General features: G+C 46.1%; 15 protein-coding genes. 6 read left to right on the forward strand and 9 right to left on the reverse strand.

Annotated elements, in window-relative coordinates:
* The first annotated feature begins 80 nt into the window (after positions 1–80).
* Positions 81–1,022, forward strand: coding sequence for a site-specific DNA-methyltransferase (locus QUB24_RS19115; RefSeq protein ID WP_333154744.1), 942 nt, complete (start codon positions 81–83; stop codon positions 1,020–1,022).
* On the opposite strand, the gene QUB24_RS19120 is transcribed toward QUB24_RS19115, so the two are convergent.
* Both QUB24_RS19120 and QUB24_RS19125 read right to left on the reverse strand, forming a co-directional pair.
* Positions 985–1,533: a hypothetical protein gene (locus QUB24_RS19120; protein WP_333154745.1), complete on the reverse strand. Its 549-nt coding sequence runs from the start codon at positions 1,531–1,533 to the stop codon at positions 985–987. The genes QUB24_RS19115 and QUB24_RS19120 overlap by 38 nt on opposite strands.
* A complete protein-coding gene (locus QUB24_RS19125) occupies positions 1,526–1,738 on the reverse strand; it encodes a helix-turn-helix transcriptional regulator (RefSeq protein ID WP_333044298.1) in 213 nt (70 codons plus the stop codon). Before QUB24_RS19125 ends, QUB24_RS19120 begins: the two co-directional genes overlap by 8 nt.
* A gap of 164 nt (positions 1,739–1,902) precedes the next feature.
* Between QUB24_RS19125 and QUB24_RS19130 the strand changes: the two genes are divergently transcribed.
* Genes QUB24_RS19130 through QUB24_RS19140 form a run of 3 tightly spaced genes read left to right on the forward strand, consistent with a single transcriptional unit; the run spans position 1,903 to position 4,390 of the window.
* Positions 1,903–2,103: a hypothetical protein gene (locus QUB24_RS19130; protein WP_333154746.1), complete on the forward strand. Its 201-nt coding sequence runs from the start codon at positions 1,903–1,905 to the stop codon at positions 2,101–2,103.
* A gap of 17 nt (positions 2,104–2,120) precedes the next feature.
* On the forward strand, positions 2,121–2,726 hold the full coding sequence (locus QUB24_RS19135) for a DUF3038 domain-containing protein (RefSeq protein WP_333154747.1): 606 nt from the start codon (positions 2,121–2,123) through the stop codon (positions 2,724–2,726).
* Between the two features lie 59 nt (positions 2,727–2,785).
* Entirely contained in the window at positions 2,786–4,390 is a 1,605-nt protein-coding gene (locus QUB24_RS19140) for a DUF4335 domain-containing protein (RefSeq protein ID WP_333154748.1), read from the forward strand.
* 281 nt (positions 4,391–4,671) lie between these two features.
* Here QUB24_RS19140 and QUB24_RS19145 read toward each other — a convergent pair whose 3' ends face one another.
* The 3 genes from QUB24_RS19145 to QUB24_RS19155 form a co-directional block, all read right to left on the reverse strand.
* A complete protein-coding gene (locus QUB24_RS19145; protein WP_333154749.1) occupies positions 4,672–5,055 on the reverse strand; it encodes a VanZ family protein in 384 nt (127 codons plus the stop codon).
* Positions 5,056–5,176: 121 nt separating this feature from the next.
* Positions 5,177–6,535 (reverse strand): DUF3370 domain-containing protein, encoded by a 1,359-nt coding sequence (locus tag QUB24_RS19150; protein ID WP_333154750.1) that lies wholly within the window; start codon positions 6,533–6,535, stop codon positions 5,177–5,179.
* Positions 6,536–6,662: 127 nt separating this feature from the next.
* Complete coding sequence (locus tag QUB24_RS19155; protein ID WP_333154751.1) at positions 6,663–7,586, reverse strand: nucleoside hydrolase; 924 nt, start codon at positions 7,584–7,586, stop codon at positions 6,663–6,665.
* A gap of 79 nt (positions 7,587–7,665) precedes the next feature.
* On the opposite strand from QUB24_RS19155, the gene QUB24_RS19160 reads away from it, so the two are divergent.
* Both QUB24_RS19160 and QUB24_RS19165 read left to right on the forward strand, forming a co-directional pair.
* Positions 7,666–9,609 (forward strand): S9 family peptidase, encoded by a 1,944-nt coding sequence (locus QUB24_RS19160; RefSeq protein ID WP_333154752.1) that lies wholly within the window; start codon positions 7,666–7,668, stop codon positions 9,607–9,609.
* 214 nt (positions 9,610–9,823) lie between these two features.
* Positions 9,824–10,042: a hypothetical protein gene (locus tag QUB24_RS19165; protein WP_333154753.1), complete on the forward strand. Its 219-nt coding sequence runs from the start codon at positions 9,824–9,826 to the stop codon at positions 10,040–10,042.
* 325 nt (positions 10,043–10,367) lie between these two features.
* On the opposite strand, the gene QUB24_RS19170 is transcribed toward QUB24_RS19165, so the two are convergent.
* The 4 genes from QUB24_RS19170 to QUB24_RS19185 form a co-directional block, all read right to left on the reverse strand.
* A complete protein-coding gene (locus QUB24_RS19170; protein WP_333154754.1) occupies positions 10,368–11,153 on the reverse strand; it encodes a universal stress protein in 786 nt (261 codons plus the stop codon).
* A gap of 46 nt (positions 11,154–11,199) precedes the next feature.
* A complete protein-coding gene (locus tag QUB24_RS19175) occupies positions 11,200–12,039 on the reverse strand; it encodes a nitrate ABC transporter ATP-binding protein (protein WP_333154755.1) in 840 nt (279 codons plus the stop codon).
* Positions 12,040–12,191: 152 nt separating this feature from the next.
* The gene (locus QUB24_RS19180; RefSeq protein WP_333154756.1) at positions 12,192–13,622 is read right to left on the reverse strand and encodes an ABC transporter substrate-binding protein; all 1,431 of its coding nucleotides are present in this window, start codon (positions 13,620–13,622) and stop codon (positions 12,192–12,194) included.
* Positions 13,615–13,797, reverse strand: coding sequence for a hypothetical protein (locus QUB24_RS19185; protein WP_333154757.1), 183 nt, complete (start codon positions 13,795–13,797; stop codon positions 13,615–13,617). The genes QUB24_RS19180 and QUB24_RS19185 overlap by 8 nt, the downstream gene beginning before the upstream one ends.

Here is a 13,797-nt window from a genome sequence, read left to right on the forward strand (position 1 = left end):
TGATGCAACCGGAATGGATACTATACTGCAAATCTGGCATAATTAAGAGTTGATTTACCACTTTATTAACTGCCTGACTAATGAAAAAAACTCCCTCAAATGAAGTTTTGGTTGGCGACTGTCGTGAAGTGATGAAGACCTTGCCAGAAAATTATATTTCAGCGTGTATCACTGATCCACCTTATAATTATGAATTTATTGGTCATAAATGGGATGACTCAGAAATTCAAAGGCGTCTTGAAAGAGTCAATGGCAAGGGAAATAAAACCCTTGTTAAAAACATTCCCTATGGCAGTGGTTTAGCAGGTGGAGTCAGAAACGAAAAATGGTATCAAAGGAATCGTAACAACACTCTGGATTATGAAAAGTGGTGCTTCGAGTGGGGTGAGCAGCTTTTTCGGATTTGCAAACCGGGTGCGACAGTTTTAGTTTTCAACAGCACACGAACGGTTGCTCACGTACAAGTAGCACTTGAAAGTGCTGGTTTCTATGCGAGAGATATTCTTGTTTATAAAAGAGCGAGTGGTATCCCTAAAGGTGTCAATATCAAACAACAGTTAGAGAAGAAAGGATATGAAAATTCTGAAAAATGGGATGGTTGGCACAGTTGTCTGAGGAATGAATGGGAAGCAATCTGCGTACTTCAAAAACCACTGGTCAATAATTACTTAGAAACTCTACAGGAGTATGGTACTGGTCTATTTTATACTAAAGATCAGTTTGGTGGTTTTCAGTCAAATATTTTAGAAGGTATACAGCGTGAGAAAACCGAGGAGTTTAACGTCCATTGCACCGTTAAACCGATCGCTCTAATGAGAAAGCTGGTCGAAATATTTGTACCGCGTTTGGAAAATTCTATTCTAATCGATCCTTTCGCAGGCTCAGGAACTACATTGCTGGCGGCGCAAGAATTTGGCATTAGGTATGTTGGCATTGAAATAGTACCTGACTACATAGAGATTATTAACAAGCGCCTTGATAGTTTCAGCGGTATACAGGGAATTCTCCCACTTTTTCAATAAGAAATGACTTTAAATCAAACCCGCTTATTGTTTTTATGAACTCAAACGAATCCTCCCCTGTGTAAACTTTCCAAGTCCCTACTTTGCACGCTGTAATAGCTGCGGGTAAATTATCTTTTCTAAGAATCAAAAATACGGGTTCGTAATTATAAGTACGAAGTAGTGGGCCATAAGATTTGAACTTTTTCAGGGTTCCAGAGTCTCCTGAGCCAATACGATATTTTGTATCTATTGCGTACCCATCAACAATCAGATCGCACGGCTCATCGCTTCCAACTTTAAATGCTGACTGAAAGCTACTGCAATATGTTTTACACGTTTCAGTAACTAACAATTGCCAACACATACCTAACTCACGTCCCCAATATTGCCTCTTTTCTTTTTTTATTATTGGAGAAATACCAAACACATCCATTAAAATATCGTGTTCTTCATTCTCTTCGGCATAAATTTTTTCGGTAAATGAGTTTTGGTATCTTGCTAAAATTTGCTCTAGTCTTCTTTCAGTCATCAGCAGTTACCAGTTCAGCTAGACTAACGGATAATGCCTTGGCTATTTTGCTGGCATTAAGTAGCGTTATATTCCTTTCACCTCGTTCAACTGAACCAATATAAGTGCGATGTAATTCAGATAGTTCTGCAAGCTGATCTTGGGAAAGATTTCTGAGCTTTCGGAAATGTCTAACTTTTTTACCAAATTGCTCCGTAATATCCATAGATGGCGCCAGATGAAGCATTGACAACTATAATCTGACAGACTATAAGTAGCGACAGACTATAAGTAGCACTCGCTCTCCCTAGGATCGATATCGATATAAGCCCCGATAGTTTCAAAGCACTGATTTGATTTCGGTCACTCTGCGGCGTAGGATGGTTAGGGGTGAAAATTTCTGGGTTTTGCGGATTGCGATCGATCGAACTTGAAACCGCAACTTTTAACCCGCAACTCCGTCCAGCAGTTAGGATTGCCGGAATCAAAGCAACGAGCTATGGAGACAACTTAACAGATGTGCTGTTGCCCACAAGCCGGAAAGCTTTAATCACTGCATACTGTTTGATATCCTGCCTCAACCAGTCTTAATTTCCCGTGCTGAAGCCATGCGCTCGACCGTAAAGTCCTCCGCTCCCAAAAACGAAACGGGCCCATCTCCCAACTGGGAAGAATTGACCCAAAAAGCGCCAGAACCTACCCAGTTGGACAACATTAAAGCCCAACTGGATTTGGTGCTGTTAGCCCTAGAAGCACTGGCAGAAATTGGCTCAGAGGCGATGCTCAAGGTAGCAGCCGAACTGAATTTAGAGCCAATGGTAGCCGATCGGGTAGCTTTGTGGCGGCTGCGCCAATCTAACCCGCTGCGGAAAGGCCAGGGAGGGCGCAAAAAACTCGATGTGGAGGAAGCTCGATCGCTCGTTTTGATAAGCTGTCATTTGGCAAAACAGCACCAAGCTTTAATCCGCCGCGCTGTTGCTTTGCTGGAACAAATGGCAGAGCAAAACCGCGAACCTCACACAGTCGCTTTGCTGGGAGATTATATTGACAGGTTCAGCAACACTTATGGCTCCCGCATGGAAGATGCAGAAAATTTATCGGCCCGAGAACTGACAGATTTGGCCCTCAAACTCCTGATCGATTTGCTGTTTTACAGCAGTCCCGGCGGCCACCGCCGCCTCTGGCTGGCTCTTCTAGACCGTGCTAAAAATTAAACAACAGTCAACGGTCAACAGTCAACAGTCAACAGTCAACAGTCAACAGACTTTCTGCTATGGTTCTCAAACGGTACACGCCCCCCACTTGCACGCTGGAAATCACAGCCAAAAGTTCGCCTCTATCTCGCTGGGCGGGCCAACCGGTGTTTAAATCTTTGAGTTTCGAGCTGCGGCTCGACGACCCCAGGCTGCCAGATACCCAACACGTTACTCTCAGGGGCGATCGAATTCAACTCGAAACCCTCCACGAAGCTGTCAGCAACTACGTCCAAAACTTGCTCGGCGAATCCCGCGATTGGGAAAGCAACCTCAACTCTCAAACCGGCCGTATCCCTGCGGGTTCAGACTCGCCAGAAGCCGCGCGTAATGACGTTATATTCGATCGAGCCGCCAACACTTCCGAACTAGCAACTTCCAACCCCTACTCTCTCCCAACTTCCTACCTTCCGGTTCCCCCCCGCTTAGAACCCCGCGGCTTGCTCGCCCACAACTTGTTTTTAGGCTCTTTGAGCGCTGCAGAATCCGGGCCGGTAGTTCCCTTGAGCACCCTGCAACTGTTTGACTTGGCCACAGCACTAGATGACTGCACCGCCGAAGTGATGGCGCTTCCCAACCTCAACCGCGAGTCCCGACGGCCGCTGTCCTCACCCTGGCTCAAGGTGGCAGCATTGCTGGTCGCGGGCGCGGGCCTGACGACAGGAACTATCAAAATGCTCGATCGATCCGCCACCTCCCCGCAAACCGCCACAGCCCCCGCCACAGCCCCCGCCAATCCACAATTGAGCACCGCTCCAGCAAACCCCCAGTTAGCTGCCGGCATCTCCCCCAGTCCAGTTCCCGCCCTACCGACACCCCCAGCACCAACACCCGCAGCCACACCCGCTTTACCGCCCCTGCCGCCCCCGCCCATCAACACCGCCGCCTCTCCCAGCCCCAGCTTACCTCCCCTCGCCCTCGCCCCAACTCCAGCCAGCAACAGACCCAGCCCTATCCAGCAGCCACCCCTGCTATTTCCCGCCAACGGCAGCACAGCCAGCGCCCCACAGAGCGCCCCAGCATTCCCTCAAGGGCAAACAATCACAATTCCCGCCCCCGAAGAACCCTCGATTTCCGCCCCCCAAGCACCCGCACCAGTACCCTACGTGCTGCCCCCACTACCGCCCAGACTAGCTCCCGCCGTACCTCCCCCCCTGCCGCCCTCCCTGTCTGCTTCCCGATTTCCCGTTCCCCCGCCCCAAACCTTCCCCAGCCCCATCGAGCCGATTGTCCCTCCCGCCAGTACCGAACTCCCAGCCCTTGAGGACACTCAACCGCCAGCGGAGTCTGAGGATAACAACGAGGTGGCTGCCAGCAAAAAAAACCGCACTTTATTTGATACAGTTCCTCAAGTTTCAGAAGCTAGAACTTACTTTGAGGAACGCTGGAAGCCTCCAGAAGGAATGGAACAAACTTTGGAATACAGCGTGCTGATCGATGAAAATGGGTCTGTTCAAAGTATTATGCCGATGGGAAAAGCAGCAGCAGATTATATCGAGCAAATTAATATGCCATTAGCCGGCGAGCCGTTTGTTTCTGCAGTTTCTCATGGAAAAAACCCAAAAATTAGAGTTGTTTTGCGACCAAATGGTCGAGTACAAACCTTTTTGGAAGAGAGTGATTGAACGCTCTCAAACACATTATCCAGATGGGAAATCTCGGTTAATTGCTAATCTTAAACAAGTTCAAAAAAAATCTATTTTTAACTGCGACAGCAGCAGCCAGCCTATTGACAGTTGCTCCAGTTTGTGCTACCCATATCTCTTGACCCGTGCGGGCAGAGTCACCAGTAAAAAAATTTGCTGACACTCGTCAACCGATGCTCATTGCACACCCTACAAACTGCCTTCTGCCTTCTGCCTTCTGCCTTCTGCCTTCTGCCTTCTGCCTTCTGCCTTCTATATCATCAATGCCCTTTTTTTCTATCCCAAACTTCTCCAATCCAATAAAAAACTGCAATCCCGCAAAAACTATATAAAAAATCTTCAATACTAGCAGTACGATTTGGTAAAAGCGCTTGCAGCATTTCTTCTGCAGCAGTGAACATAGTAAAAATTGCGGGCCCGAAAGGAATTGAATAATTCAACAAATTCATATTTTTTTTTCCAGTTGCTCTATGGCACAAAAAAGATGCTATTCCGTACAAAATAAAGTGGCCGAGTTTGTCATAAGGCGGATGAGCGAGAGGAAAGTTGACTAATTTCCCCGTACCTGCTAAAAGCATAATACTGAGAAGAATTAAAACGTACACAAAACAAGCAACTATCCAGAATTTTTTTGATAAGTTCATCTTTTTTTGTCGATACCGACTAGACACAAACCAAGTCCGCGCAACGCCAAACTCGTCTCAAATCTGCTTAATTACCTATTGTATGTGTAGGCGTCTGCCTAGCAGTACCTGCCGCTCAAATTTAATTGGTTTTCACTGTCAAAACTTGCGGCGGCGACGCATCGGGCGGATAAATAAAATCCACTTCTACAAGCCGCTTTTCTCCCGATTTCATCTCTAATTTTACCAAAGGTTCCCCCTGCTGTCCTCGCCGCTGCACTAAATGCACGTAGCGAGTTTGAGGCACTTTATTGTCATCAGTATACCGCACTCTGACAGTTCCCCTAAAAAAAGTTTGAGGTGCCGGAGGTTCTAAAAAACTCAGTCCTCCTGAAGTTAATTTGTCTGTCTTAATTGGAGTTTGAATGGCGACAGTTACAGTTTGATTGTTGCTGGTAGAATTGTACAGCGGCAAGCTGAGACTGTATTGAATTCCGTAATTGCCGTGGGCGCGGTATGCTGTATCTGGGTAGCGGACTAGCATTCTCGCACTTTGCACTTGATTTGTGCCCAGCATTCCGCGCGGGAGGCTGCTTAATGGGTAGGAAAATGCTGTTCCGGGTTGGGGAATTGCTAGGTTTGATGTGGTGGGGTTGTCTGAGAGAAGTGCTCGCCATTGTGAACCTAATGCTACACCGGCAACTCGGCCGTAAATTAGTTGACCTTCGGTGATTTCTGGTGGTGTGGGAGCTCGATCGCGCGGCCCGGCTATATTACTATTGTCTAATAAGTTTTGCCATTCTGCTAAGTTGGGCGATCGCTCGTTTCCCTGTCCGTTTCCCTCTGCGTCAACTCGGGCAAACATCGCCAGACTGGCAACATACACTATACCATCGCTCCGCAACCGCATCAAGGTCGATCGACCGTTTAGCGGCGGTACCAATTCCCGCACCGGTATCGGATGATTCATCAATAGTTGGCTTTTTCCCGGTGGAATAATTAACTGCGGCTCAAAGTCAGACTGTCTCCTTCCTCTGAGAATATCATTCACAGCGCGACTTCCCGGCCCCGCGTAAATATTACTGTTTGAATTATCGACTTGTGGCGGCAATTCAATAAAAGGTGCATCGGGTTGACTGAGATAACTCGCAGCTTGCAATATATCTAATTTTACTGGTTTATTGCCCGGATTGTAAACAATTACTCCTTGATACAATGTTCGCAAATCTTCCGACGAAGGTGCGCGGGCTATGTGATGGGCAAATATGTCGAAACGTCCTTGAAACGGAAAGTTTAAATGTGCCGCCGGAAATCTTTTCCCATCTGGGGAAAATGTCGAAAGCAAAATTCCTTCTTGCAGCACTAATTCGGGACTGTTGCTGTTAAATACTGGTATGTTGTCTAACTGTCCGGGGAGTGGTCGCACTTCTTGGATTTGGACGATTTCTTGAGGTGCGGGAGGGGTTTGGGCTAAGGGGATGATTGATATAATTGGCAGCATTTTTGAGAGGAGTTTTTTTTACCGCAGAGGGCGCAGAGGGCGCAGAGGAAGAGAAGAGGAGGTAAATATTTGTGTTAGGGGGGTTTTGTACGGAGATTTTGCTCACTTATAGCAGATATTGGGATTTTTACCTCGCCCACTGTTGTAATATGTAGTTGTAAAATTTGGCGGTGTCTACTTGATCCATTGCTTGAATTTTTCGCCCTCCATTTTTAACTTTTGTGCGTCCTTGGCTGAGGCTTTCGGTAATAATTTCTGTTTCCCATTCTCGCAGTTGGTAAAATTCGGGATGCGCTAAATAAGCGGTTGCTAAAATGTCCCAGAAATAGTAATCTTGAGATATTGCTAGGGCATAACACTGTCCTGCTAAGTCGGAAATTGGATATTTGCGCTGTTTTGCTAAGAGATTGGAAAATTCTACAGTCAGCGGTACGTTATTGGTGATGTCTAAAGGACACATGACAACGGGAATTTGGGTTTGCCAAATTCTCTCGATTGCTATCGGGTCCCAGTAAGCATTCCATTCCGCCGACATATCTTGTCCGGGTTCCATATCTTTGCTAACGTTGCCGATAACATTGAGGGCGCCTCCCATCCAGACAATTTCTTGAATTTTGCTTTCAATTTCGGGCGCGATATCTAAAGCTTGTGCTACTGTTGTTAACGGCCCCGTTACCATTAATGTGACTGGTACGGCTGCATCTTGCAAAACTCGCACCATAAAGTTTTGTCCGGGTTCTGATATTAACGGCGTGTTAATGGTTCCTTTTTCATTTAGAATGGGAAGTCGATCGACTGCAAAGGAATCTCGCCTAAATAACACCGGAAATGGATTCAGTCCCCGCACGGTACTCGCCGCCACCGGAACTTCTGAACGCCCCATCAAATCAAGGATTTTGCGCGTTGCACTCACCGCCGGTTGAATGTAGCAGTCCGCAGGAGTTACAATTACTCCCAGAGTTTCGACTTCCTCCATTGTCATCAGCAACACGACTGAGAGATAGTCGTCAACTGCACCGTCGTGATCCATTAGTACGAGTTTTTTGGACATTTTGCTTTCCCGGTGACTGAATTAGTGTAAAGTACAAATATAAATTTATTTGTGTATCAAACACAACAGCCTTAACTATATGAATACAGTATCACCTTACGGCTCTTGGAAATCACCTATTTCTTCCGATTTAATTGTTTCTGGAACTGTCGGGCTCGGACAAATTGCTATAGACGGCGATGATATTTATTGGGTTGAGGGAAGACCTTCGGAAGCGGGAAGAAGCGTCCTCGTGCGGCGCACTCCTGATGGTAAAATCAGCGACGTGACACCGCCTCCTTTTAATGTTCGCACTCGCGTTCACGAATACGGCGGCGCTGCTTTTGCAGTTGCTGACGGTGTTGTCTATTTTTCTCATTTTGCCGACCAACGTATTTATTCTCAAACATTAGATTCTCAAGCAGAACCTCTGACTCCTGCTGCTAATTGTCGCTATGCCGATGTGATAATTGACAAGCAGAGAAATCGCCTGATTTGCGTGCGCGAAGATAATGCAGGTGAGGGCGAACCTGTCAATACTATTGTTAGTATTAATTTAGAAAACGGCGAAGATATTCAAATCTTAACTCAGGGCAATGATTTTTATGCTTCCCCTCGTTTAAGTCCAGACGGTTCTCTACTTTCCTGGATTTGTTGGAACCATCCAAATATGCCGTGGGATGGCACAGAATTGTGGGTAGCAGAAATTAATGCTGACGGTTCTTTAGGTGAAAAATACTTAGTTTCTGGCGGGGTTGAGGAGTCGATTTTTCAACCGGAATGGTCGCCCGATGGAGTTTTGTATTTTGTTTCTGACAAGTCGAACTGGTGGAATTTCTATAAAACCGTCAATCCCCGCTTGCCGAGGGAACAGCAAGAGGTTAAACCTTTGTGCGAAATGGCGGCTGAATTCGGACTTCCTCAGTGGGTTTTTGGAATGTCTACTTATGCTGTTGTCTCGGAAAGCAAAATTATTTGCACCTACACTCAGCAAGGCAAGTGGCATTTAGCGAGTCTGGATTTAACGACAAAGCAGTTGACAACAATTGAAACGCCTTACACTGATATTTCCTCCGTCAAAGCGCGGGGAGAAACTGTGGTTTTTATGGCTGGTTCGCCGACTGAATCTACTGCTATTGTACAATTAAATTTAGCAACAAGTCAACGGTCAATATTACGCAAATCGAGCAATTTAAGCATCAATCCCGCTTATCTTTCACTACCGGAACCTATCGAATTTCCCACCAAAAACAATTTGACTGCTTTTGGTTTCTTCTATCCTCCAAAAAATCAAGATTTCGCAGCGCCTGCGGGTGAAAAACCGCCGTTAGTTGTGAAAAGTCACGGCGGCCCAACTGCTGCTACTTCTAGCAGCATGAATTTGAAAATTCAATATTGGACGAGTCGCGGTTTTGCCGTGCTCGATGTTAATTACGGCGGCAGCACTGGTTACGGCCGAGAATACAGAAAAAGGCTGCAAGATAGTTGGGGAATTGTCGATGTTGACGACTGCGCTAACGGTGCTAAATATTTAGCTCAAAAAGGTTTAGTTGATGGCGAAAGAATGGCGATCGCCGGAGGCAGTGCAGGGGGGTACACTACTCTGTGCGCTCTTACTTTCCGCGATGTGTTTAAGGCCGGTGCGAGCTATTATGGAGTTAGCGATGTGGAAGCTTTGACAACCGAGACTCACAAATTTGAAGCGCACTATCTGGATGGATTAATCGGGCCTTATCCTGAAAGAAAAGATTTGTATGTAGCTCGTTCGCCGATTCATTCCGCCGAACGTTTATCTTGTCCCGTTATCTTTTTTCAAGGATTAGAAGATAAAGTGGTTCCGCCCAATCAAGCGGAAATGATGGTAGAGATATTGAAAGCTAAAGGTTTGCCGGTTGCTTATGTAGCTTATGAAGGGGAACAGCACGGTTTTCGCCGTGCTGAAAATATCAAAAGAACTCTTGACGGCGAATTCTATTTCTATTCGCGGGTGTTTAAGTTTGAGTTAGCTGAACCTGTGGAGGAAGTGGTGATTTTCAATCTTTAGAAAACATTAAGTTTGCAGTTGCTCGGTCTTCCCTCAAACGCACCTGCAAGCTTTATCATAATTCGCAAGTTTTAAATGTGATTTACTTCACAAATTGGGCTGTTTATTGTCACACCTTTAAAGGCAATACAGCTATAAATTTTTATAGTGCGATCGCCTTTTGTTGTTGCAGAAACGCCCGATCGCGCGATGGTCGAGTAAAGAGTCAATTACTATGCAAACTCCTGTCCACCTGATTCCATCTGCTTTGGGCGAGCTGTTTGCCGAAGTGAATCAAAATGGCTACATTACTCTAGCCGATAGGTACGGTTTGATGGCTGCTATTTTTGATGAAACTTTGACTGAGGAAGACAAACGCTCGATCGATCGCCTGCTACGCTCTGTGTGCCGGGGAAAGATAAAATTAGTTAACGAACTGTCTATGATCAGGTAAGTGACAAGAATTTCCCTTAAGAGTAATTTTAAACATCTCAATAATCAAAAAAAGTCCCAATTGTATCGTAATTGGGACTTCGAGCGAGGAAACCATTTTTAATTTTTGAGCGATATAGCAATCCTAAATCATTTGTGTAATTTTTGTAGGGGCAAACCCCCCGTGGTTGCCCCGCCTTGGCTGGGGTAGGCACGGGGGCACTACCCCTACTCCTGTAAGGATTGCTATATAGAACTTAGGCAAAAAAAGGTTGGGCGCGCGAATTATAGTTGTAGGGTGCGCTGCACCTTACATAATTAGATTCTGGCCCAACGAGTGAACAAGTTTAACGTGCAGGTATAGTTGTCGCCAACTGTAACTTGCTCAAACTTTCTTCAGGCTGAACATCCATCTGATAGCTGAGTACCGAAGGAATCCCGAGTACGCAGCAAGGAAAATTATTGCCTAGTTCCCTAACCAGCCGATGGTTGCCAGAACCACAGCCCAAAAATAGTAAATTTGCTGATTCTAATTCAACCACATTTCTCAGTTCTGTAGCAACCCGCCCGATGCGTAAATGAGCTTTGAATAAACCGCGCCATTCCTCAGCCAAACAGCGCGCTTGCCACAGCAACTTATCTGCTACCTCGTACTCATTATTTTGACCAAAAATTGCTTGGAAATAATGCGGATCTAGCCAAGTTTTGGGCTTGGATATCGATGGGATTTCGGTTGGTAAAGCGAGCGCAGGCGCTGCACCATTAAGGGCGAATGTTTCCTCTAAATCAGACATTTTCTGCTGTGCAGCCAAGGCATTTGCTACAGCAAGTTGGCAAGTATCTTCGCGGTAAATGTTGGGCGCTTCGTCGATCACGTAGACAACTTGAACCGTGACTTCTTTAGTTGTTACTAAACGAGTTTGATGCGCCATCCAAAGGGTAATGTCCAGAGCTATTTGACTTTTGGAAGAACTGTTGTAACCGACAATAAAATTGATACTTTTGGCCGATTTTGTAACTTTTGATTTCTTAGAACCTTGCACTTGTGGCTCCGGCAGCAACACCATTTCTTCTGCTAAATTTTGGTATCCCAATGCACTTTCAAAACGCGCTAACATTGTTTTGAGATTCACAGGCTTGACCTCTCTTAAGTGAATTGTTTGGTCTGTCCGTCGGCCGTTATTCGTCTTGGGTAAAGTAGCGATCGAGAAAATTCAAAGCATAGTTGCGGAGTTCGTAATACTCCTGGGATTCCCGCAACTCTTGGCGATCGCGCGGGCGCGCAAACGGCACTGACAAAATTTCACCTATCGTCGCAGCCGGGCCGTTTGTCATCAGCACAATGCGATCGGACATATAGATAGCTTCATCCACATCGTGAGTAATCATCATTGCAGCTTGTCTGTGATTTTCCCAGATGTCCAGCACCTGTTTCTGCAACTTACCGCGAGTCAGAGCATCCAGCGCTCCAAACGGTTCGTCCATTAATAACATTTTCGGTCGAATCGCCAAAGCTCGCGCAATCCCAACCCGCTGTTTCATGCCCCCTGAAATTTCGTCTGGATATTTATCGGCTGCTGCCGTTAAGTTTACCATTGCTAGGTGTTCGTTGACAAGACTAATCTTCTCCGGGCGGCTAAGACTTTGCAAAACTTCATCAACTGCCAGCCGAATATTTTCCCGCACCGTCAGCCAAGGCAGCAAGCCGTAGTGCTGAAATACCATCATGCGATCGGCTCCAGGTTTGCGAATTTCTTTTCCTTCCAGTGTCACCATTCCCCCGCTCTGTTTTTCCAAACCCGCCACTATTTTTAGCAGCGTTGATTTGCCACACCCAGAGTGACCGATTACCGAAATAAATTCGTTTTCTCCAATACTTAAATTGATATTTTCCAAGACGCTAAATTCTGTACCGTCACCATTTTTGTAAGACTTGAACAAATTTTCTATTTCCAGAAATAGACGATCGCTCTTGACCGAACTTTGGGTACTGGTAGAAGTAGAAGTGTATTGGCTCACGGTATTCTCCTAAAAAGTAGTAAAGTGTTAAGTGAATTTTCTTACTATTGCCTAAATCCTCAAATTGGGCAGTCGGTTTCAACCGACTTTAGCTATTAGCCAGGGAATAAATTCCCTGGCGGGACATTAGGAAAAGTGCAAGATCTCAAACATTAAGACTGAAAAAAAGACTGAGGGCGGTTTGCTCGAATTTCAAAACTATTCAAGTAACCCACCGGATCGCTAGGATCAAATGCCTTTTTATCAATAAAAAGTTCCGCAGGTTCCACTTGGTAATCCTCCGGGGGACAGTCGATCCCCATTTCGGCAACAATCTTGCGGTAAATGTCGGTTCTCCAAGCTTTTTTAGCTAATTCCTCAGCATTTTTGGGAACTTCTTTAATCTGTCCCCAGCGAGCGGCTTGAGTCATCAACCAAATACTCTGAGACTGCCACATAAATGTTGAATGATTTCCCGGTATTTGAGGCAAATTCTTAGGAATGTCATAGAAAATAGTTGCATCTTCCGATTGTATGGTGCGGTCTTTTGCGTCAAACCCTCCATAGTTGTAGTCGCCAACAATTGCCGGTCGCGTAAATTTGTCGATCGCCCCTTTTTTCGGTTTCGCCCCCGTAAACGATCGCTCAGTCAGCAGCGCCGCTATTTCACTGCGATTTTCAGGCTTGCTGCAATACTGACAAGCTTCCACCATTGCCTTAACCAGCGAGTAATAAGTCTTCGGATTTTCCTCAATAAACGATTCCATTACTCCCAAAAGGCGATCGGGATGTCCCAGCCAAACTTCCTTGCCTTGCACAAAGGTAAAACCCACTCCCAAATTGCCTTGAATTGCCCGCGTATTCCAAGGTTCGGCCACCATGTAAGCCTGCATGGCGCCAATCCTGATGTTCGTTACCATCTGCGGCGGTGGCACAATAATTACCCGAAATTCTTTGAACGGATCGACACCCGCAGCAGCCGATATGTAGCGGACAAAGTATTCGTAAATCGCAGAACTCAGAACCACTGCCCAAACCCTGTTTTCCGAGGGCTGGCTGTCAAAAAAAGCGCGAAATTGTTTGCCAAATTCTTCCAAATTGCCGTTGTATTCGTTCCACGGGCGTAAACCGAAATCCCACATAGCTTTGTTCATCGTCATGGCGTTGCCGTGGCGGTGAATTGTCATTGCCGCGCACAGGGGTGCGTGGCGCGCTCCTTCGGCGCCAATCCGGGCGTTTGTGACGGCGCCCGATACGACTGGGGAGGCGTCGAGGCGGCCGAAGATTACGCCGTCGCGGGAGGTTGCCCAGCTTGCTTCGCGGTTGAGTTGGACGTTTAAACCGTATTTGCGGAAAAAGCCTTTTTTCCAGGCGATCGCAAATGGTGCACAATCGTTAACCGGCACGTATCCTACGGTTAAATTTGGTTTTTCTAAGGTTCGGGAATCGACAACCGGCTTTACGGCTGAGGCTTCTTCTGTGAGTCCTTTTGCCGATCGATCCGCGCTAATTCCACAACCAGATAAAGCCATTCCCGCCGCCACCGAGCCCATTCCTTGCAAAAACTCTCGGCGCTTCCATTCATTGGAAAACTTGTCACTCATATTTAATTTGACTAATGACTGTTAACTGTTGACTGTTAATTGTTGACTGTTGACTGTTGACTGTTGACTGTTGACTGTTAACTGTTAACTGTTGACTGTTGACTGTTGACTGTTGACTGTTAACTGTTGACAACTGACAACTGACAACTGACAACTGACAACTGACAACTGACAA

Source organism: Microcoleus sp. B9-D4, from assembly GCF_036705105.1.
GTDB lineage: Bacteria > Cyanobacteriota > Cyanobacteriia > Cyanobacteriales > Microcoleaceae > Microcoleus.